This window comes from Acuticoccus kandeliae, from assembly GCF_003073115.1.
Window position 1 is genome coordinate 2,543,660 of the sequence record NZ_QBBV01000001.1, and the last position, 21,091, is coordinate 2,564,750.

Annotated in this window: 20 protein-coding genes; 6 read left to right on the forward strand and 14 right to left on the reverse strand. The window is 68.9% G+C overall.

Annotated features, from left to right (window positions below; translation table 11 throughout):
* Positions 1–2: 2 nt before the first annotated feature.
* The 3 genes from DBV35_RS11575 to DBV35_RS11585 form a co-directional block, all read right to left on the reverse strand.
* Positions 3–257, reverse strand: coding sequence for a hypothetical protein (locus DBV35_RS11575; protein ID WP_108660272.1), 255 nt, complete (start codon positions 255–257; stop codon positions 3–5).
* Between the two features lie 99 nt (positions 258–356).
* Positions 357–1,505, reverse strand: coding sequence for an NADH:flavin oxidoreductase/NADH oxidase (locus DBV35_RS11580; RefSeq protein WP_205648574.1), 1,149 nt, complete (start codon positions 1,503–1,505; stop codon positions 357–359).
* Positions 1,502–2,449: a dihydrodipicolinate synthase family protein gene (locus tag DBV35_RS11585; RefSeq protein ID WP_108660273.1), complete on the reverse strand. Its 948-nt coding sequence runs from the start codon at positions 2,447–2,449 to the stop codon at positions 1,502–1,504. Before DBV35_RS11585 ends, DBV35_RS11580 begins: the two co-directional genes overlap by 4 nt.
* A 237-nt stretch (positions 2,450–2,686) precedes the next feature.
* Here DBV35_RS11585 and DBV35_RS11590 point away from each other — a divergent pair, with 237 nt between their 5' ends.
* On the forward strand, positions 2,687–3,817 hold the full coding sequence (locus tag DBV35_RS11590) for an NAD(P)/FAD-dependent oxidoreductase (protein WP_108660274.1): 1,131 nt from the start codon (positions 2,687–2,689) through the stop codon (positions 3,815–3,817).
* A 6-nt stretch (positions 3,818–3,823) separates the two neighbouring features.
* Here DBV35_RS11590 and DBV35_RS11595 read toward each other — a convergent pair whose 3' ends face one another.
* From DBV35_RS11595 to DBV35_RS11615, 5 genes are all read right to left on the reverse strand, one after another.
* Positions 3,824–4,990: a WD40/YVTN/BNR-like repeat-containing protein gene (locus DBV35_RS11595; protein WP_108660275.1), complete on the reverse strand. Its 1,167-nt coding sequence runs from the start codon at positions 4,988–4,990 to the stop codon at positions 3,824–3,826.
* Between the two features lie 132 nt (positions 4,991–5,122).
* Positions 5,123–5,860 (reverse strand): amino acid ABC transporter ATP-binding protein, encoded by a 738-nt coding sequence (locus tag DBV35_RS11600; protein WP_108660276.1) that lies wholly within the window; start codon positions 5,858–5,860, stop codon positions 5,123–5,125.
* Between the two features lie 24 nt (positions 5,861–5,884).
* Positions 5,885–6,598: an amino acid ABC transporter permease gene (locus tag DBV35_RS11605; RefSeq protein ID WP_108660277.1), complete on the reverse strand. Its 714-nt coding sequence runs from the start codon at positions 6,596–6,598 to the stop codon at positions 5,885–5,887.
* On the reverse strand, positions 6,599–7,276 hold the full coding sequence (locus tag DBV35_RS11610; RefSeq protein ID WP_108660278.1) for an amino acid ABC transporter permease: 678 nt from the start codon (positions 7,274–7,276) through the stop codon (positions 6,599–6,601). It abuts the gene before it with no gap.
* Positions 7,277–7,338: 62 nt separating this feature from the next.
* On the reverse strand, positions 7,339–8,145 hold the full coding sequence (locus DBV35_RS11615) for a transporter substrate-binding domain-containing protein (protein WP_157961685.1): 807 nt from the start codon (positions 8,143–8,145) through the stop codon (positions 7,339–7,341).
* Between the two features lie 243 nt (positions 8,146–8,388).
* Here DBV35_RS11615 and DBV35_RS11620 point away from each other — a divergent pair, with 243 nt between their 5' ends.
* The 5 genes from DBV35_RS11620 (at position 8,389) to DBV35_RS11640 (ending at position 14,923) form a co-directional block, all read left to right on the forward strand.
* Entirely contained in the window at positions 8,389–9,159 is a 771-nt protein-coding gene (locus tag DBV35_RS11620) for an SDR family NAD(P)-dependent oxidoreductase (RefSeq protein WP_157961686.1), read from the forward strand.
* Between the two features lie 145 nt (positions 9,160–9,304).
* Entirely contained in the window at positions 9,305–10,435 is a 1,131-nt protein-coding gene (locus DBV35_RS11625; protein WP_205648575.1) for an ATP-NAD kinase family protein, read from the forward strand.
* Between the two features lie 12 nt (positions 10,436–10,447).
* Entirely contained in the window at positions 10,448–11,848 is a 1,401-nt protein-coding gene (gene gcvPA / locus DBV35_RS11630) for an aminomethyl-transferring glycine dehydrogenase subunit GcvPA (protein ID WP_205648576.1), read from the forward strand.
* On the forward strand, positions 11,845–13,434 hold the full coding sequence (gene gcvPB / locus DBV35_RS11635; RefSeq protein ID WP_108660282.1) for an aminomethyl-transferring glycine dehydrogenase subunit GcvPB: 1,590 nt from the start codon (positions 11,845–11,847) through the stop codon (positions 13,432–13,434). The genes gcvPA and gcvPB overlap by 4 nt, the downstream gene beginning before the upstream one ends.
* A gap of 25 nt (positions 13,435–13,459) precedes the next feature.
* A complete protein-coding gene (locus DBV35_RS11640; RefSeq protein WP_108660283.1) occupies positions 13,460–14,923 on the forward strand; it encodes an aldo/keto reductase in 1,464 nt (487 codons plus the stop codon).
* Positions 14,924–14,932: 9 nt separating this feature from the next.
* Here the strand turns inward: DBV35_RS11640 and DBV35_RS11645 are convergent, their stop codons facing one another.
* The 6 genes from DBV35_RS11645 to bcp form a co-directional block, all read right to left on the reverse strand.
* A complete protein-coding gene (locus tag DBV35_RS11645; RefSeq protein WP_108660284.1) occupies positions 14,933–16,021 on the reverse strand; it encodes an OsmC family protein in 1,089 nt (362 codons plus the stop codon).
* Between the two features lie 97 nt (positions 16,022–16,118).
* Positions 16,119–16,970, reverse strand: coding sequence for a universal stress protein (locus tag DBV35_RS11650; protein ID WP_108660285.1), 852 nt, complete (start codon positions 16,968–16,970; stop codon positions 16,119–16,121).
* A 13-nt stretch (positions 16,971–16,983) separates the two neighbouring features.
* Positions 16,984–18,477 carry a SulP family inorganic anion transporter gene (locus DBV35_RS11655; RefSeq protein WP_108660286.1) on the reverse strand — a complete coding sequence of 498 codons (1,494 nt, stop codon included), beginning with the start codon at positions 18,475–18,477 and terminating at the stop codon, positions 16,984–16,986.
* A 216-nt stretch (positions 18,478–18,693) separates the two neighbouring features.
* On the reverse strand, positions 18,694–19,629 hold the full coding sequence (locus DBV35_RS11660; RefSeq protein WP_108660287.1) for an extensin-like domain-containing protein: 936 nt from the start codon (positions 19,627–19,629) through the stop codon (positions 18,694–18,696).
* Entirely contained in the window at positions 19,626–20,447 is an 822-nt protein-coding gene (locus DBV35_RS11665; RefSeq protein WP_245943900.1) for a ferritin-like domain-containing protein, read from the reverse strand. The genes DBV35_RS11660 and DBV35_RS11665 overlap by 4 nt, the downstream gene beginning before the upstream one ends.
* A gap of 58 nt (positions 20,448–20,505) precedes the next feature.
* Positions 20,506–20,973 (reverse strand): thioredoxin-dependent thiol peroxidase, encoded by a 468-nt coding sequence (bcp, locus tag DBV35_RS11670; protein ID WP_108660289.1) that lies wholly within the window; start codon positions 20,971–20,973, stop codon positions 20,506–20,508.
* Positions 20,974–21,091: the final 118 nt, after the last annotated feature.

The following is a 21,091-nucleotide window of genomic DNA, read 5'->3' on the forward strand; positions in this document are numbered from 1 at the left end:
GGTCAGCCGCCACCCGGCCCTTTGCCGCGCCACATCTGCGCGACCTTCCACACCCCGCCGAGCCAGATCCCGGTGCCGAGGAGGGTGATGATGATGGTGTCGACGCCCGTGGTCGGCCGGCTGGGGAATCTGCCGCCTTGCGTCACGGTCACGCTCGTGTCGCCCGAGGCGATCTGATCGATGAGCCCGAGCCAGAGGGCGAGCACGGCCGGCGCCATAATCGCGAGGCCGATCGAGAAGAGCCACTTCTTGTTCAACGTTCGCGCTCCATCCGGCTGGAGCGATGCCGGCTGCACCGCGCTGTGGCGGCACAGCTTAACATCGGAGGCCCGGCACACCCAGCGCCGGGCCGTCCCTCAGCTTTTCAGCCCGCGTGCGCGGCGGCGCAGGTGAAAGGCGTACTGCTCCGGCAGGACCGCGAACGGGTCGTCGAGACCGAGCGCTAGCGCGGCGCGGTAGGGCCAGGCTGAATCGGAGAGGAATTCGCGCGCGATCGCGATGAAGTCCGCCTTCTCTTCCGCCAGGATCGCCTCCGCCTGGAGCGGGTCGGTGATCATGCCGACGGCCATGGTCGGGATCCCCGCGCCCTCGCGGATTGCGGCCGACAGGGGCACCTGAAAACCCGGCCCCGGCTGCATCTTCTTCAGCGCGACCGGGCCGACGATGCCGCCCGAGGAGCAGTCGATCGCGTCGACGCCGCGCGCCTTCAATTCGCGGGCGAGGGCGACGGTGTCCTCCACGGTGAGGCCGCCTTCGAGGTCGTCGGTCACCGAGGCGCGGTAGAGGATCGGCTTATCCGCAGGCCAGACCGCTGCGATCGCCTCCGCGACGCGCAGCGGCAGCCGCATCCGGTTTTCCAGCGAGCCGCCATATTCATCCTCCCGCCGGTTGGCGAGCGGGGACATGAAGGTGTGCAGGAGATAGCCGTGCGCGCCGTGGATCTGGACGGTGTCGAAACCCGCCTGATCCGCGCGTTGGGCGGCGGCCGCGAAGGCGTCGACGATCGCGTCGATCTCGGCGATCGTCAGCGCGCGCGGGGTGTGCCAGCCGTCGATCGCGGCGATCGCGCTCGGCGCGACGGTGTCCCACGGACCCTCCGCCTCGCCGGGTGCGATGGAGCCCGCCCCGTCCCAGGGCCGCTTCGTCGAGGCCTTGCGGCCGGCATGGTTGAGCTGGATGCCCGCGAGCGTGCCGTGCGCGTGGTAGAGGTCCACGATCGCCTTGTAGCCGGGGATCTGGCTGTCGTCGTAGATCCCGGTGCAGCCGTGGGTGATCCGCCCCTCGCGCGTGATGCCCGTCGCCTCAACGATCGCCATCCCCGCTCCACCGAGGGCGAAGCGGCCATGGTGAGCATGGTGCCATTCGGTGACGCGGCCCTCGACCGCCGAATATTGGCACATCGGCGCGACGACGATGCGGTTCTTCACGGTGAGGCCTTTCAGCCGCATCGGCGTGAAGAGGAGGGGGAGGGTCGCCCCTCCCGCCTCGTGTTCTGCGAGACTCACGCGGCCGCGGGGCGGCGCTCGAGGTCGTCCATCAGCGTGTCGAGCTCGCCCATGATCGCGGTGATCTTGGCGACGCGGCGCTGACCTTCCGCGCCGAGCGCGGCGAAGGTGGTGAGCGGCGGACGCACGTCACCGACCGGGCAGCCGGCTGCGGCGGCGAGCGCCTTCGAGTAGCACTGGTGGCCGTAGGTCGGGTGGCCTTCGGCGATCACATGGTCGAGCTTGGTGATGAGGCGCTGGATCTTCTTCGCGTCCTCGATCCGCCCGGCGACCAGGAAGTCCCAGATGCGCGCTGAGGCCCTCGGGATGTAGTTGCCGTAGGGGTTCACGTAGCCGACCGCGCCGAGGAGGAAGGATTCCACGATCCGCTCGCCGGCGAAGACGTTCATCACGCCGTTCGTCGCCTCGACCACGTCGAAGACGCGGGCGACGTCCATGCTCGCTTCCTTGATGTAGCGGATGTTGTCGTGCGCGGCGGTGAGGCGCGCGACGAGGTTCGCCGACATGTCGACGTTCGACGTCACGGGGTTGTTGTAGAGCATGATGGGGATCGAGACGGCGTTCGCGATGGCGCCGTAATAGCCCGCGATCTCGTCCTCGGTCGGGGTGTAGTAGTAGGGCGGGACGATCATCAGGCCGTCGGCGCCGAGGTCCTCGGCCTCCTTCGAGTAGCGCACCGCGTTGGCGGTGTAGGCGTTCATCGTGCCGACGAGAACGTCCATCCGGCCGTCGACGTGCTTCACGGTCGTCTCGACGAGGCGGCGACGCTCGTCGTCGGAGATGGTGAGGAACTCGCCGGTGGTCCCGAGGACGATGATGCCCGGCACGTCGTTTTCGAGCTGCCAGTCGAGGAAGCGGCGCTGCGCGTCGAGGTCGAGTTCGGCGCCGCCTTCGGTGAACGGCGTGACACTGACCGTGTAGCTGCCGCGGAAAGTCTTCATCATGCTACTCTCTATTGAGCGTGTGGCGATTGCGCGCCGGCGGGTCGAGCCGACCGGCGCATGTGGCGCCGCGCGGCGTCACGGCACGCAACGTCGCCTTTGCGCGAGGCGGAACCTGACATGAGTGGGGCCAACTCGCATCGAAGGCTGTAACGTTATGCGCACAGAAGTTACCACTACGCACAGAACACTGTAAACCGTCGTCCGGACCAGGGTGGCCGGCGAGCGAGGAGAGACGCGGTGAAGGTCGATGTTGCGATCGTGGGTGGCGGCATCACGGGCTGTGCGACGGCCTACGAGCTCGCCGGTGGCGGGGCAAGCGTCGTCGTCCTGGAGCGGGGCGAGATCGCGGCCCTCGCGTCCGCCGCGAACGCCGGCTCGCTCCACGCGCAGATCCCGTTCGACCCGTTCCTGCAGAAGGGCGAGGGCTGGGCGCGCGACTATGCGCCGGTGACGCGGGTTATGAGCGCGGCGGTCGACGCCTGGAAGGACGTTGAGGCCGCGCTCGGCGTCTCGCTGGAGGTGAAGGTCGGCGGCGGCATCCTCGTCGCCGCCAGCGACGAGGCGATGCGCAACGCCGAGCGCAAGGCCCGGCTCGAGGCCGAGGCGGGGCTCGCGGTTGAGGTCTGGTCGGCGGCGGATCTGCGGCGCGAGGCGCCCTATCTCGCGCCCGACCATGTCGGCGGGGTGTTTTGCCCGAACGAGGGGAAGGCGAACCCGCTGCTCGCCGGCCGCGCCTTCGCGAGCGCGGCGACCCGGCGCGGGGCGGTGATCCGGCGCGGCACGGAGGTCGCGGCGCTGGAGCGGAGCGGCGGGGCGTGGCGGGTCCACCTCGCCGACGGATCGGACGTGGAGGCCGACATGGTGGTGAACGCGGCCGGGACCCTTGCGGCGGCCGTCGCGGCGCTCGCCGGGGTGCACATCGCCGCCGAGGGCTATCCGATCCAGTCGTGCGTGACGGAGCGCGCGACGCAGACCGTGCCCCACCTCGTCTACGCGACGCGCGAGAAGCTGACACTGAAGCAGACGGCCACGGGCTCGATGATCATCGGCGGCGGCTGGCCCTCGCGACAGGTCGGCAACGCGCCGCCGACGGTCGACCCGCGCAACATGCTGCGCAACCTGGAGGTCGCGACGGCGACGATGCCGTCGCTCGGGCGGCTGCGCGTCGTGCGAAGCTGGGCTGCCATCGTGAACGGCACCGAGGACTGGATGCCGGTCATCGGCGAAGCGGCGACGGCGCCGGGCTTCTTCAACGCCTACTTCCCGTGGATGGGCTTCACCGCCTCGCCGATCGTCGCGAAGACGATCGCGGCGGCGGTGCTCCAGCGCCGCGCCGACACCGCTCTCGGCGAGCTCGCGGGGCTCTGAGGAACTTCAGGCCGTCCCGCGCTCCATGATCTCGATCGAAAGGATCGTCGGCAGGTGGCGCGCGACCTCTTCCCAGGTCTCGCCTTCGTCCCGGCTCGCGAAGACTGAGCCGCTGTTGGTGCCGAAATAGACGCCCGCGGGTGTCTTCCGGTCGCCCGCCATCGCCTGCCGCAGGATCGTGAAAAAGCAGGATGTCTGCGGCAGACCTTCGCGCAGATCCTGCCAATTTTCGCCCGAATCGCGCGTGCGCCAGACGGCGGCCGCGGCGTTCGGCGGAAAGCGCCCCTCCATGTCGCCATTGAGGGGGATCGTCCAGGCCGTCGCCGGATCGCGCGGGTGGACGTGGATCGGGAAGCCGAATGTGGAGGGGAGGCCCTCGGTGATGTCGTCCCAGCTCCGCCCGCCATCGGCCGACCGCCAGACGCCGTGGTGGTTCTGCTGGTAGAGAATGTCCGGCTCACCCGCCGCGCGGACCATGTTGTGGACGCAATGGCCGACATCGCCGTCACGCGGCGCGGCGGGATGGGCGTGCGTCTCGGAGATCTCCGCGTTGGAGAGGCGGTTGCGCCGCGTCCACGTCGCGCCGCCATCCTCGGTCGCGAAGACGCCGGCGGCCGAGATGCCGAGCCACAGCGTGTCGGGGTCGCTCGGGTGGGGCACGATCGTGTGGAGGACGAGGCCGGCCGCGCCCGGGTTCCAGCTCTCGCGCGAGGCGTGCTCGCTGAGGCTCTTCTGCTCGGTCCATGATTGCCCGTCATCGGTGCTGACGAGGAGCTGCGCGGGCTTGGTGCCGGCATAGAGCGTGCCGTGCGCGTGGCAAAGGCTCCAGACCTGCGAGAACGCGTCGCCGAAGGGGAGGGGCGCGTCGGTCCACCCGATCATCGCGGCGAAGGACGCGTCGTTCGCGGCATAGCCGTCCATCATGCCGCGCGTGAGGCGCGTCAGCGTCCAGGTCGCCCCGCCATCGGTCGAGCGCCAGACGCCTGCGCCGAAGAAATCGCCGCCGCCGCCGGCCCAGATCGTCCCGCTCGCGGGATCGGCGATCATGTGGTTGATGGCCCAGCCGCCGCAGTGGGGCCCGCTGACGGACCAGCCGTCGCGATCGGGGCCGCCGGCCACCAGAAACGCGCCCTTCGTGGTCCCGACCAGAATTGTGACCGCGCCGTCCGCCATATGTGCCTCACCGTCGACCGGCGGCCGGAGCCCGCCGTCGGCTCAACCCTCAGGCCCTGTCCTGACTGGGGCCGGAGCCTAGACCCGCCGCGCGGGCCTTGCACCTAAACTTGGCGCAGGCGAAGCGGGCGGCTAGTGGCGCAGCACCTTGGCGAAGAAATCGCGGGCGCGCTCGGTCTTCGGCGCGTCGAAGATCTCGTGCGGCGCGCCTTCTTCCACGACCTTGCCGCCGTCCATCATGACGACCTTCGTCGACACCTCGCGCACGAAGCCCATCTCGTGGCTGACGATGAGCATCGTCATGCCGTCGGCGCGCAATTCGCGGATGGTGTCGAGCACCTCGCCGACGAGCTCGGGGTCGAGGGCCGAGGTCACCTCGTCGAGGAGGAGGAGTTTTGGCCGCAGGGCGAGGGCGCGGGCGATCGCGACGCGCTGCTGCTGGCCGCCAGAGAGCTGGTCGGGATAGGACTTGTACTTGTCGGCAAGGCCCACCTTCGCGAGCAGGCGCTTGGCCTCTTCCTCGACCTCCTTGCGGGGCCGCTTCTTGATCTTCGTCGGCGCGATCGTGACGTTGCGCAGGACGTCCATGTTCTGGAAGAGATTGTACTGCTGGAACACGATCGCGACGTCGTCGCGCAGCGCCCTGACGTCAGCCGCCTTCGCATAATTGATCGTCTTGCCGCCGACCGACACCGTCCCGCCCGAGGGCGGGGTGAGGCCCATCAGCACCCGCAAGATGGTGGATTTGCCCGAGCCGGACGGGCCGACGAGCCCCAGAACGTCGCCGCTCTCCGCCGAGAGGTCGATCCCCTTCAGGACGTCGAACGCGCCATACCTGGCAGTCAGTCCCTTGACGAGAAGATCCTGCATGGTCCGCGAAATGCCTTTCGTGTCTCAGATGCCGGGCAGGTTCATGGTGCGCGGCTCCTTGCGCCGCCGTTCGGCCCGCGTCTCCAGATGCTGTCCGAGCAGCGAGAGCGGATAGGACATCACGAAGTAGAGAAACGCGATCGTGCCGAACACCAGGATACCCGAATAGCCCTGGTTGTTGAGTTCCTTGCCGCGGAAGGTCAGCTCGAACACGCCGATCTGGCTGACGAGCGAGGTGTCCTTGATGAAGCCGACCGCGAAGGCGATGGCCGGCGGCAGGATGACGGGCCAGGCCTGCGGCAGCACCACCCAGAGCGTGGTCTGGAGGCGGGACATGTTCATTGCCCGCGCCGCCTCGATCTGCGTCATCGGCACCGATTCGATGCCGCCGCGGATGATCTCGGCCGTGTAGGCGACGGCGTAGATCGTGATCGCGATGACCGCGATCGAGAAGAGCGAGGCGTTCGAGACGAAGGCCTGGATGAAGAAGAGGACGAGGTAGGTCGTCACCAGGAAGGGGATGCGGCGGAAGATCTCGACATATGTCGTGACGATCACCCGCAACGGCAGCCACCAGATCCCCGGCGTCTGGCGCAGATAGACGAGGAAGAAGGCGAGGAAGAATCCGACCCCGCACCCGACCGCCGTCATCGACAGGGTGACGCCCATCGCCTCGAGGAGGAAGCTGACATTGTTCCACGAGAAGAAGCGCGGAATCTGTTCGAGGAGGCGATCCATCTAGAAGATCTTCGCTTTGACGCGGAAGGCCCAGCGGCCGACGAGGGCGAGGCCGATGCTCGCGATGAAGGTGAGGATCACGTACATCGCCGCGACGACGGTGAAATTCTCCAGCCAGCGATAGTTGATCGTCGACAGGTTGATCGCCTGCCCGGTCAATTCGTCGACCCCGATCAGGGCGCCGATCGACGTGCCCATGACGAGGATGACGATGAAGAAGTTGGCGAGCGCCGGGTAGATCGTCTTTGCGATGTGGGGGACGATCACGTAGCGCACCTGCTGCGCCACCGACATGCCGAGCGTCGCGGCCGCCTCGAGCTCGGTGCGCCGCACCGAGAGGAAGCCCGCGCGCATGATCATGGTGAGATAGGCGCCGGAGGACAGGGTCAGCCCGACGAGCACGCACGTCTCGTTCGACCAGCGGATCCGGAATTCGGGCAGCCCGAAATAGAGGAAGTAGATCTGGATCAGCGTCGGCGTGTTGGTGAAGAAGATGACATAGGCATCGACGATCCAGCGCAGCGGGCGCGGCCCGAAGGATTTCGTCGCAGCGCAGACGAGCCCGATGACGGACCCGAACGCGAAGGCCACCACGCCGAGCTGGAGCGTGAGCCAGGCCCCTTCGAGAAGGGTCGGGAACTCCCGCCAGACGACGTTGAACTGGAACGTATAGTTCATGAAGAGGCTCGTTTGTCCGCGGCGCGCAGAATGTCAGTCACGCTGCGCGCCGCGGACGACGATCAGAAGTACGGGCTCGGTTCGATCTTCACGAGCATCGGGGAGCCGTAATTCTTCTCCCAGAGCTCGTTGACCGTGCCGGAGGAGTGCAGGTCGAACATGATGATGTTCAGCACTTCCTTGAAGTTCGCCTCACCCTGCGGCAGGCCGATCGCGCAATAGCCGACGAAGATCGGCTCCTTCACGATGCGCCAGTTCACGTCCGGATAGTTCTTGGTGAAGCCGGTGAAGAAGTCGATGTTCTCAACGATCGCGTCGGCACGGCCCTGGCCGACGAGGCGGACCGTGTCGGCCAACGTGTCGACGAGCTCCATCTCGGCGTTCGGCATGTTCTCTTCGATCCAGCCGACCGACCAGTTGCCGCGCATGTTGGCGAGGACGACGCCTTCCTTGTTGAAGTCCTGCCAGGTGTCGCCTTCCGTCTTGTCCGTCGTGAGGACGGCCATCACCTCGGTGTGCAGCGGAACGGTGTAGTCGATCAGCTTCGCGCGCTCGGCGGTGCGGGTGAGGGCGCCGAGCGAGATGTCGATCCGGTCGGAGACGATGAAGGGCACGCGCTGCGGGGTCTCGGTGGGGACCCATTCGACCTCGACGCCGAGCTTCTCGGCGATCGCCTTGCCGACATCGATGTCGAAGCCTTCCCACTCGCCCGCATCATTGCGCACGCTCATGTTCGGGAAGTTCGGGTTGATCCCGATCCGGATCGTGCCCGAGGAGAGGATGTCGTCGAGCGAACGGGCATCCGCGGAAGGTGCGGTCGTGACAATGAGAGCGAGCGCAGCGGCGCCGACCCACAACGATCTCAACATGCTTCTCTCCTTCGCTGAGCAGCCTTTGCGCTGCTTATGAGGGTTCGCCTTTTGGCGTTCGGACCCTTGTCCGTGGCCGCTAGACTGCTCGACAACGGAACTGTTAGTCAATCGCTGTTCGCACCGCGCACAGGTGTACGCTCGAAACGAGAACGTGCGCCGGCGCCCACAACGGCGCGCTCGCGCGCCAGTCGCAACGGTCGCCGCTCCGCCGTGCGACTGCATATAAGCAGGGATCAGGCCATGAGTGGTGAGCTGTCGGGAAAAACCCTCCTCGTGACGGGGGCCTCCAAGGGGATCGGCGCCGCCATCGCGGGCGCGGCCGTGGCTGCCGGGGCGAATGTCGTCGCCCATTACGGGTCCGATCGCGCCGGGGCGGAGGCCGCGACGGCAGGCGCGCCGGCCGACCGCGTGAAGCTCGTGAGCACCGATCTGTCGGCTCCGCACGCGGCCATCGGCCTCGTCGAGACGGCGATCGCCTGGAAGGGGCGGCTCGACTGCGTCGTCAACAATGCCGCGATCATGCGCCTCGATGGCGGGATCGACAGCGATCTCGACCGCTGGGACGCGATCTGGGACGAGGCCTTCACCGTCAACGTGAAGGCGCCGGCCGACCTGATGCGCGCCGCCGTCGGCCACTTCCTGGAGGAGGGGGGCGGCACGCTCATCTCGATTTCGAGCTGGGCCGCCTATCGGGGGACGACTTCGGCGGGAGGACTTGCCTATTCCGCCTCGAAGGCGGCGACCGCGACCACCACCAAGGCGCTCGCGCGCGCCTATGCCGACAAGGGGCTCCTCGCCTACGTCATCTCGCCGGGCGTCGTCGCGACGCGGATGTCGGTGGAGGCGGCCGAACTCGGGGCGGGGCTCGACGCGGTCGTCGGCAACCTTGCCATGCGCGAGATGATCCCGCCCGAGGAGATCGGCGCGCTGTGCGTGTTCCTCGCGAGCGGGCGCTGCCGCCACCTCAACGGGGCGACGCTCGACATCAACGGGGCGAGCTATATTCGCTAGGCTTTGGCCCCAGAAACCGGGCGGCATCGTGTGCTTGCTTGACAGCGGCGGGCGGTCGGGAAAATGTGCACAAGTGTTCGCACAGCGCCCAAATCCCGCAGCGAGTGAGGCGACGTCAGGCTCGGCCGGCGGCGCGAGGGTGGGCTTGATCGTCAACCCGATCGCCGGCATCGGCGGACCCGTCGCGCTGAAGGGTTCGGACGGGGCGGCGACGGTGCTGGAAGCGCTGCGGCGCGGCGGCCGTCCCCTCGCTTCGCTGCGCGCGACACGGGCGCTCGAAGCCCTCGGCCGGCGCCTGTCCGGCTGCACGATCCTGACCGGGGCGGGCCCTCTCGGCGCCGCGATCGCGGAGCGTGCACGCTTCGTGACCGAGACGATCGCCCCCGTGACCGACATCGAGACCACGGCCGAGGACACGCGCCGCCTCGCCGCCGCGCTCCTGAAGGCGCGGCCCGACCTCATCCTCTTCGCGGGCGGGGACGGGACGGCGCGCGACGTGTTCGACATCGTCGGCGGCGACATCCCGCTCATCGGCATCCCGGCCGGGGTGAAGATGCATTCGGCCGTCTTCGCCCGCACGCCGGACGCGGCCGGCGAGGCCGCCGCGCGCTTCGTGGAAAGCGGCGAGCGGCGCACCCACGACGCGGAGATCATGGACATTGACGAGGCGGGTCTGCGCGAAGGCCGCGTCGGCGCCGAGCTCTACGGCTACGCCGCTTCGCCGCGCCTCGGCGGCTTCATGCAGAACGCGAAGTCCGGCCCCGCGCACCACGACGACGCCGCGCTCGACGCCGCGGCCCGCGAGGTCGCCCGCCGCCTCGACCCCTCGCGCCTCACCTTCGTCGGCCCCGGCACCACGACGCGGCGCGTCCTGCGCGCGCTCGGCCACGAGGGGACGCTCCTCGGCATCGACGCCGTCGCGGACGGCCGCCTCATCGGCACCGACCTCACGGCCGGGCAGATCAAGACTCTCCTCGACGGCACGACCCGCGCCGGCCTCGTCCTCGGCGTGATCGGCGGGCAGGGGTGCCTTCTGGGGCGCGGCAACCAGCAGCTCTCCCCGGAGATCCTGCGCCGGATCGGGCTCGGCAACATCACCATCCTCGCCGCCCTCGAGAAGCTCGCCGCGCTGAATTGCGGCGGCCTCTTCGTCGACACCGGCGACCTCGACCTCGACCGGGCGCTCGCGGGCTATCGCCGCGTCCACACCGGCCCCGGCATGACCTCAATCACCCGTATCGACGCGGCGAGCACGCTCGCCGGCCCCGCCGCCTGAGAGGAGCGACCATTGAGAGAAGGCACCGCACACCCCTGGATGGCGAATTCGACGCCAGAGGCGAAGGCCGCGATGCTGGAGGCGATCGGCGCACCGAGCATCGCGGCTCTGTTCGAGCAGATCCCGGCGGACCATCGTCTCGCCCGCCCGCTCGACCTGCCGGAGACGCTCGCCTCAGAGGCGGCGCTGAAGCGCCACCTTCTCGGCCTCCTCAAGAAGAACCAGTCGACCGAGGAGATGCTCTCCTTCCTCGGGGCCGGCACCTACCAGCACCACGTCCCGGCGGTGTGCGAGGAGGTGGCGCGGCGCTCCGAGTGGCTGATGTCGGTGTTCGGCTCGCCGATGTCGGACCACGGGCGCAACCAGGCCTGGTTCGAGTTCTGCAGCCTCCTTGCCGAGCTCATCAAGACCGACCTCGTCGGCCTCCCGGTCTATTCCTGGGGCGCCGCGATCGGCCACGCGATCCGTATGGCCTCGCGCCTCAACGGCCGCCGCGAGGCGCTCGTCGTGCGCGCGATCTGCCCGGAGCGGCTCGGCGTGGTACGCACCAATTGCGAGCCGGTCGAGATGGCGAGCCACATCAAGGTGACGGAAGTCGCCTATGACAAGGCGACCGGCCGCCTCGACATGGACGACTATCGCGCCAAGCTGACCGACAAGGTGACGGCCATCTATTTCGAGGTCCCGTCCTATCTCGGCGTGATCGAGACCGAGGGCGCCGAGATCGCCCGCCTCGCCCATGAGGCGGGGGCGGAGGTGATCGTCGGCGTCGACCCGTCCTCGCTCGGCATCCTGAAGGCCCCGCCCGACTATGGCGCCGACATCGTCGTCGGCACGATCCAGCCGCTGGGCGTGCCGATGAACGCCGGCGGCGGCGTCGGCGGCTTCATCGCGACGCGGGACGAGGAGCGCTATGCGCGCGAATATCCGACGCTGATGATCTCCATCGCGCCGACCGTCGCGGGCGAGATCGGGTTCGGCCTCAGCCTCTTCCACCAGACCTCCTACGGGATGCGGGACGAGGGGAAGGACTGGACGGGCAACTCCGTCTACATGTGGGCCGTGGTCGCCGCCGCCTATATGGGCCTCCTCGGCCCGGAAGGGTTCCGCGATCTCGGCGAGCGCATCATCGCGCGCGCCCACCATGCGGCGACGGTGCTCGCCACGGTGCCGGGCGTGCGGGTCGTCTTCCCGAACGGCTTCTTCAAGGAGTTCGTCGTCAACTTCGACGACACGGGCAAGAGCGTCGCCGAGATCAACGAGGCGCTGCGCGCCCACGGCATCTTCGGCGGCAAGGATCTCTCCGCCGATTTCCCCGAGCTTGGTCAGAGCGCGCTCTTCGCCGTGACCGAGATCCACAGCGCCGACGATATCGCGCGCCTTGCGGCCGCCCTCCAGGAGGTGATCCGATGACCGAGCAGACCCATCTGCGCCGCTACCATGCCGCGGTGTGGGACGAGCCCGTCATCCTCGAAATGGGCGCGCCCGGCCGTCGCGGCATCCTGTTCCCCGATGTCGAGCCCGCGATCACCGAGGCCGTCGGCGAGGCCGCGTCGCTCATCCCGGCCGCGATGGCGCGCACCGACCGCCCGGCGCTGCCGGAACTGTCGGAGCCGGAGGTGCTCCGCCACTTCCTGCACCTGTCGCAGGAGACGCTCGGCATGGTGGGGATCAGCCTCTTCGGCACCTGCACCATGAAATACAACGCGCCCGTCAGCGAGCAGCTCGCCTGGCGGCCCGAAATCGCCGCCGTGCACCCGGCGCAGGACGAGGAGACGCTCCAGGGTATCCTGGAGATCATCCACAATTTCGACCTCATCCTGCGTGAGGTCTCCGGCATGGACCAGTTCGTGTTCCAGGGGGGCGGCGGGGCTCACGCCGCCTACACCCATTGCGCGCTGACGCGGGCCTATTTCGCCGCGAAGGGCGAGCTTGAGCAGCGCGACGAGATCATCACGACGATCCAGACCCACCCCTGCAACGCGGCGACCGCGTCGGCGGCGGGCTTCAAGGTCATCACCTTGATGCTGGAGGAGGACGGCTATCCCTCGCTCGACGCGCTGAAGGCGGCGGTGTCGGAGCGCACGGCCGCCCTGATGATCAACAATCCCGACGACATGGGCATCTACAACCCGCACATCAAAGAGTGGGTGAAGACCGTCCACGAGGCTGGCGGCCTCTGCTTCTACGACCACGCCAACTTCAACGGCGTGATGGGCAAGATCCGCGCCCGCGAGCTCGGCTTCGACGCGTGCATGTACATGCTGCACAAGACGTTCGGCGCCCCGAAGGGCGGCGGCGGACCGGCCGTCGGCGCCTATGGCTGCTCGGATAAGCTCGCCCCGTTCCTGCCACGCCCGGTGGTGGTGAAGGAGGGCGGCCGCTATCGCCTCGACCAGGACCGCCCGCAATCGTGCGGCAAGATCCGCGAATATTTCGGCAACGTCCCGCAGGTCATGAAGGCCTATGCCTGGGCGCGCGCGATGGGGGCGGAGGGGATCGACGAGGCGTCGGACATCTCCGTCCTCGCCAACAACTACATGGAGAAGCGCCTCCTCGAAATTCGCGGCATCACCAAGAGCCACCCGGACAATGACGTGTGGCGCACCGAGATGACGCGCTACTCGTTCGAGGTGCTGAAGGACGAGACCGGCGTCGGCGTGCTCGACGTGCAGAACCGGATGATCGATTTCGGCATCGACGCCTTCTGGCTAAGCCACGAGCCCTGGGTGGTGCCGGAGCCCTTCACGCCGGAGGCCGGCGAGATGTACGGCAAGGAAGACCTCGACACCTGGATCGACGTCCTCGCCCAGATCAGCCACGAGGCCTACACCAACCCCGAGATCGTGAAGACCGCGCCGCACAACCAGACGATCCATCAGCTGAAGGGCGACGGGCTCGAAGACCCGTCGCGCTGGGCGATGACCTGGCGGGCGCATCTTCGCAAGAACGGCGCCGCGGGATCGACCGCGAGCGCGGAAGGCGTTCCGGCCGAGTGAGCCGGTGGAGAGAGACGGCAGTGTCATGAGCAACCCGATCGAGACCTGCCGTCTGGCACCCGATCTCACCATCACCCGCGTCGTCACGGGCCTGTGGCAGGTGGCCGACATGGAGAAGGACGGAACGCCCCTCGACCTCGACAAGGCGGCCGACCACCTCGACGCCTATGCGGCGGACGGCTTCTCCTCCTTCGACATGGCCGACCATTATGGCAGCGCCGAGCTGATCGCGGGGCGCGTGCTCGCGCGTCATCCGGGCGCCAGCCGGCCGCTCGCCTTCACCAAATGGTGCCCCGAGCCCGGACCGATGACGGCCGAGATCGTGCGCGCGGGGGTGGAGGAGCGCTGCCGCCGCCTCGGCGTCGACACCGTCGACCTCCTGCAATTCCACTGGTGGACGTTCGACCATCCGGCCTGGCTCGACGCGCTCCACGAGATGAAGCGCCTCCAGGAGGAGGGGCTGATCGGGGCGATCGGCGTCACCAATTTCGACGCCGCGCACCTTGCGCTCGCGCTCGCGGACGGGGTTCCGATCGTCTCCAACCAGGTGTCCTTCTCGCTGATCGACCGGCGCGCGGAGGGGCCGCTCGCCGCGCTCTGCGCCGCGCGCGGGGTGAAGCTCCTCGCCTATGGCACGCTGTGCGGCGGCTTCCTGTCGGAGCGCTGGCTCGGCAAGGCGGATCCGGAGACGATCGGCGACTGGAGCGGCATGAAATATCGCCGCTTCATCGAGGCGGCGGGCGGGTGGGATGCCTACCAGGGGATCCTTCGCGCCGCCGACGCCATCGCGCGCAAGCACGGCGTGTCGGTCTCGAACGTCGCGACGCGCTGGGTGCTGGAGCATGATTTCGTCGGCGGGGTGATCATCGGCGTGCGCCTCGGCGAGCGCGATCACCGGGCCGACAATCACCGCCTCTTCGCCTTCGCGCTCGACGCGGAGGACCACGCGCGCCTCGACGAGGCGTTCGCGGCGACCCGCCCGATCCCCGGCGATTGCGGCGACGAGTACCGCAAGCCGCCCTTCCTGACGGCCTCCGGCGACCTCAGCCATCACCTCTCGGCGATCCCCTCGGTCTACAGCCCCGGCGCGATGCCGGAACGGCCGGCGCGCAGCCGCGTCTCGTCGGGGAGCAAGTGGGAGCCGATCGCGGGCTATAGCCGCGCGGTGCGCGTCGGCAACCGGATCCTCGTGTCGGGCACCACGGCGACGCACGGGGAGGACCGCGTGGTCGCGCCCGGCGATGCCGGCGCGCAGGCGACCTACGCGCTCGACAAGATCATCGCCGCCATCCGCGCCCTCGGCGGCGCACCGGAGGACGTCGTGCGCACCCGCTGCTACCTGACCGACCCCGCCGAAGCGGAGGCCGTCTCGCGAGCGCACGGCGCGGTATTCGGCGACATTCGCCCGGCGAACACGCTCCTCGCGATCGGCGGGCTCATCGGCGACTATCGCGTCGAGATCGAGGCCGAGGCGGTCGTCGAAGGCTGACCGCCCGCCTCAGCGGATCGCGAGGCGGGGCCGCAGCGTCGCGGCGCAGAGGGCGTGCAGGAAGCACGTCCGCTCCGCCGCCTTCAGCATCTGAAGGATCTCGGGGTCGCTCGCCCCGCTCTCCAGGAACGCCCAGGTGAGGACGGGATCGGCCGCGGCCGGCGTGCCCTTGGCGGGCTCGGCGGCCTTCACGCGCGTCTCCTGGTGGAGGACGGCGCTCGTGAGCGAGGTCTTCGTCGTGTGGGCGTACCGGCCGAGTTGCGTCATGAAGCAGAAGGCGAGGCCCGCCGCGACATAGGCCTCCGGCGAGGGCGCGCGCGTCTCCCCGCCAAGCTCGGCGCGCAGGCGAAAGCGGCTCCCCTGCGGCGAGGTGAGCCGCACGACGGCCTCCACGATGCCCTTCTCGGCAATGCGGGCCTGCGCCTCCACGAGGACGGCCCGCTTCACGGTGTCGAGGATGCCGCTCCCCTTCACGGTGTAGGGAAGATCGCCCGACACCTTCTCCACGACGGACGCGGCGGCTGCCGCACCCGGCAGCGGCGCGGCGTCGAAATGGGGGAGCGGGCTCGGCCGCGGATCGAGCGGGATCGAATGCGGGATCGCCATCCGCGTCCCGTTGCGGCTCAGCGCGAAGCGGTTCGCGAGCGCGGCCCGCACGAAGGCGAAGGCGGGCGAGGCGAAGAGCGCGTCGTGGAGGAGCATCCGCAGCGCCGCGCGGTCGGCCTCCGGCGCGCGCACCGTGATCGAGGGCGCCATCGCCGAGCCGCGGATCGTGCCCTTCGCGTAGGATCCTTCGAGGTGGTAGGGCGTCTCGACCATGAGCTCGACGCCCGACAGGTCGATCCCGCCCTTGTTGAGGCGGGTGAGCGCGTCGAGCAGCGAGGCGGCGAGGCCGCCCGCGAAATAGCCGAGCGGGAAGGGGGCGAGGTCGTCCCCGCCGAGCGCCGGCCCCTCGTCGCTGAGGAGGCTCCACGCCGATTTCGGCGTGATGACGATCGCCTCCTTGCGCATCCCCTCGAGGCTGCGCGCAAGGGTCAGCGTCGAGGGCGCGTCGCGCTCGGGTCGGATGACGGGAAACGCAATCGGCCGGTTCAGCATGGCTCTGGCACGACGTGGCTCTCCTTCGAGGTCACGTGATTCTCTGACGGGGATCCAGGGAAAAGCGAACGGCGCGACTTTGCCGCAGCGTTCATCCTCAACGGAATAGGAGCACCGGGACGCGGCAGGCGCGCACCATCTCGCTGGTGGTCGAGCCGATGATCAGCGTGCGGATCCGGCTGTGGCCGTACGCGCCCATCACGAGGAGGTCGGCCCCGCCCTCGCCGACATGGGCGCCGATCACCTCGTCGGGCTGGCCCTCGACCAGCGAGGCGGTGATCGTGTTCCCGCCCGCCGCCGCGAGCGCCTTCGCCCCGTCGAGCTTGCGTTGATTCTCCACCGTGGCCGGGCCAACCATCAGGATGTGGCCGGTGAGGCCGGCGAAGAAGGGGCTGCGCCCGGCCATGTCCACCGCCTTCATCGCCGACGTGCCGCCGTCGAAGGCGAGGACGTAGGAGTTGATCGGCTTGAAGGCCCGGTTCGCGACGAGGACGGGCTTCGTCGACGAGCGGACGACCCGTTCGAGGTTCGAGCCGAGATGCAGCTTCGCGAAATCCGCCGCCTCGCCGCGCTTGCCGATCACGACGAGGCGCGATTCGGGCTCCAGCTCGCTGACCGTCTCGATGAGGTCGCCGTGGCGCAGGCGCTCCGAGACCTCGGCGACGCCGTCCGCCTCGACCCGCTCGCGCGCCGCGGCGAGGATCGCCCGGCCGCGCTTCTGGATGAGCTTGGCACGCTCGGCGTCGAGTTCGGCGAGCTCCTCGAGGAGGCTCGTGCGCGCCCCGAGGCCGATGCTGCCGGAGAGGTCCGCCGGCCCCGTCGTCTCGCGACGGCCGAGGACGTGGACGATCTCGACCGGGGTTCCGATGCGCTTCGCCGCCCACGCGGCGTGGTCGCACACACTCTCGGAGTAGATCGACCCGTCGATCAGCGCGATGACCTTGGACATGGCGTCTTCTCCCTCAGTGGCCCGGATCGAAGCGTTCCATCGCTCCGGGCTTGTCGTGGATGGCGAGCCGGTCGACGATCGTTTCACTCGCCTCGTTGAGGCCGATCACGTTCACGTCGGCACCTTCGCGGCGGAATTTGAGGACCACCGAATCGAGCGCGCTGACGCTCGAGATATCCCAGATGTGGGCGCGCGAGACGTCGATATCGACCCTGTCGAGCGCCTCGCGGAAATCGAACGCCGCCACGAACGACTCGGCCGAGGCGAAGAAGAGCTGGCCTTCCACGAAATAGGTCCGCGCCCGCCCGTCGTCCGAGAGGGTGGAGGTCACGCGGAAGATCTGCGCGATCTTGCCGGCGAAGAAGATGCCGGAGAGGAGGACGCCCGCGAGGACGCCGATCGCGAGATTGTGGGTCGCGACGACCACGACGACCGTCGTCAGCATCACCAGCGAGGACGAGCGGGGGTGGGTGCGCAGCGACTTGATAGAGGACCAGGAGAAGGTGCCGATCGAGACCATGATCATGATCGCGACGAGGGCGGCCATCGGGATCCGGCCCACGATGTCGCCGAGCACGACGACGAGGATCAGGAGGAAGATGCCGGCGACGAAGCAGGAGAGGCGCCCGCGCCCGCCTGACTTCACGTTGATCATCGACTGGCCGATCATCGCGCAGCCCGCCATCCCGCCGATGAAGCCCGTGCCGATATTGGCTAGGCCCTGGCCGATGCATTCGCGGTTCTTGTCGGACGTGGTGTCGGTGAGGTCGTCGACGATGGAGGCCGTCATCAGCGATTCCAGGAGGCCGACCGCCGCGATCGCCGCCGCGTAGGGCAGGATGATCTGGAGCGTCTCCAGCGTCAGCGGGATTTCCGGGATCAGGAAGGCCGGGAAGGCGGACGGGAGTTCGCCCATGTCCGCGACGGTGCGCAGATCGTCGAGGCCGAAAATGAGCGTCACGGCGGAGAGGACGAGGATGCACACGAGCGGAGAGGGGATCGCCTTCGTGATGCGCGGGAAGAGGTAGATGATCGCAAGCCCGGCGGCGACCATCGGGTAGGTGAGCCACGGCACGCCCGTGAGTTCGGGAAGCTGCGCCATGAAGATCAGGATCGCGAGGGCGTTGACGAAGCCCGTCATCACGGAGCGCGAGACGAAGCGCATCAGCGCGCCGAGCCGCAGGAAGCCCGCGCCGACCTGGAGGATGCCGGCGAGCACCGTGGTCGCGAGGAGATATTGGAGCCCGTAGTCGCGCACCAGCGTGACCATGAGGACGGCCGTCGCGGCGGTTGCGGCGGAGATCATCGCGGGCCGCCCGCCGGCGATCGCGGTGATCACGGCGATCGAGAAGGAGGCATAGAGGCCGACCTTCGGATCGACGCCGGCGATGATCGAGAAGGCGATCGCCTCGGGGATGAGGGCGAGGGCGACGACGAGACCGGACAGAAGATCGCCGCGGACATTGCCGAACCAATTGCGCCGAAAGGTGTCTACGTCGAAGCTCAAAAGGCTCTCCAGGCTGGGCACGCGGTCGGAAGGGCCGTCACCGGGGACGGCGCGCGGGGACGGGATGAGGGCAAGGCCGCTCGCGCCGCGATCAGGGACCACGGCGACACGCGCGGGCGTGTCTGCTGCGATGCAGCACAGTCCGCCCGCGAGCGCAACGCATGATGGCCGCGAATCTGCGATGCGCGGATGGGCGGCTGCGGCCCGGTTGAGGCCTTAGCGGCAATATTTGCTGCCGTTGCGGCGCTGTGCGGAGTCGAAATGGAGGTGGTCGTGGTGGGCGGGGTCCGAGCCCGGCCCCAGCACCGTCTTGAAGGTGTCGCAACCCTTCGCACGGATATCGGCCTGGAAGGCGGCGAGGGCGCGCGAGCGTCCCGGCCCCTTCGCCGCGACCGACATCGTCTCACCGTTGGAGAAGGCCATGCCGCGCACGTCGAGCGCGTTCGCGAGGCCGTGCTCGCTCAGCCGGTTCGACGGCCCGCGCCCGTTGCGCCGGTTGCGGCAATGGTAGCTCGCGGCGACGTAGATCTCCGTCGGCTGGGTTTTCAGATATTGCTGGGCGGCGGGGCGCAGGCCATCGCGGATCCACTTCGCGGCGGCGAGCGCCGCCTCGCAGCGCATGGTGGCGGCGGGTTTGAGGTTCACCCCCTGGATCATCGTGACCTTGAGGGGGCGCGGGGCGCCGCACGCGCCGTCCTTGATCGGGGGCAGCACCTCGAAGCTTACCTTGAGGGCGCGCAGGTCCGCCTCGCAATTGCCGCTGAGCTTCTGTGGGACGGCGCTGCTCTGCTGCTGCTGCGGGACGGTGCCGCGCGGGTCGACCGAAGCGAGCGTCGTCTTCGCCCGCGGCGGCACCTTGGGCTTCGCCTTCGGCACGACGTCGATGGTGGCGAAGATCGCGAAGGCGGCGGCGACCGCGGCCGAGGGTTCCGGCACGGGGGCGAGGCCGATCGCGTTCGGGCTGGGCGCAACATTCGCGATCGAGGCCACCGGCGGAGCGGGCGGGACCGGCGTTTCGGCCGTGGCGCTCTCGGCCGGGTCGGGGGCGGGGGCCGCGCGGTTCGGGTTCGCCTTCGGTAGCGGCACGGTGTCGGCGGCCATCGCCGCCCCGGCGCACACGATCAGGAGAGCGGCGAGCCAGTGGCGCTTCATGTCCGGATCATCTCGAGCGGGCGATAAAAGCCGGGCGTGAGGCACGCCGCCGAGCGCGCCCGGTCGTTGAAGGGCGGCTTCAGGGCGCCGCGAAAATGGGTGCGCACGAGGTGGTGGAAGGCGGGCTCGGCCGCGCGCCCCTCCCGGTCGCAGCGATAGCGGAACCAGGACGCGCCGACATAGACGTGGCCCTTCTCGTCCTCATAGATCCGGCGCAGGACCGCGGCGGTCTCCGCGTCGCCCGCCGCCTCGAAGGTCGCGATCATCGAGGGCGTCACGTCGAGCCCGCGCGCCTCCAGGACGAGCGGCACGATCGCGAGGCGCGCGGTGAGGTCGCCCGCCGTCGCCTCCGCCGCCTGCCAGAGACCGTCATGGGCCGGAAGGTCGCCATAGCGCGCGCCGAAGGTCGCGAGGCGGTCGCTGAGGAGGCCGAAATGGGTCGCCTCCTCGTCGCCGACGCGGACCCACTGGTCGAAGAAGGAGCGCGGCATCGATTCGCCGGCGAAGCGGCCGACGATGTCCCAGGCGAGGTCGACCGCGTTCAATTCGATGTGGGCGATCGCGTGGAGGAAGGCGATTCGCCCCTTCTGGCTGTTCAGCGACCGGCGCGGCATGTCGCGCGGCGGCAGGAGGGCGGGCGCATCGGGGCGGCCCGGCCGATCCGGCATCGAAAGGTCGAGGGTCGGGCGGTGCAGCGAGAGCGTGCGCGCGCGCCAAGCGTCCCGCGCGAGGCGGGTCAGGCGCCGCTTCTCCTGCGGATCGCGGGCCGCGACGATGCGCGCGGCCGCATCCGCGAGTGAGGCGAAAGGACGCTCCACCGCAATCTCAGTCAGCCCCGCTCTCCCCGCAATCGAATGACCCGGACGATCGTTCGCGTCACAGCGCCTTGGCCGCCGCGAGCACCGCGTCGACATGGCCAGGCACCTTCACCTTGCGCCAGATCCGCGCGATCTTGCCATCCCGGTCGATCAGGAAAGTCGAGCGATCCACACCCATGAACTTGCGGCCGTACATCGATTTCTCGACCCACACCCCATAGGCCTCTGCCGCCACCTTGTCGGTGTCGGACACGAGGGGAAAGGAGAGGTCGTGCTTGGATTTGAAGGAATCGTGGCTTGAAACCGAGTCCGGTGACACGCCAATGATGGCGACGCCGGCGGCCTCGAAGGCGGCGCGCTCGTCGTTGAAGGCGACCGCTTCCTTGGTGCATCCGGTCGTGTTGTCTTTGGGGTAAAAATAGAGGACCACCGGCTGTCCTCGGTAGGCGGAGATCGAGATTTCACTGGCGTTGTCGCCAGGCAGGGTAAAGTTCGGGGCTTCTGCCCCCTCGGCGAGGTCGCTCATCACGCATTGTCCCGTTCGTCGTTCATCGGAGCCTCATACTGGGCAATCCATGCGTAAGGTAGGGCACGCGCAGCGAAGGCGGAGTGCGAAGGGAGGCGTGTGATCGGCACTTTTGTGG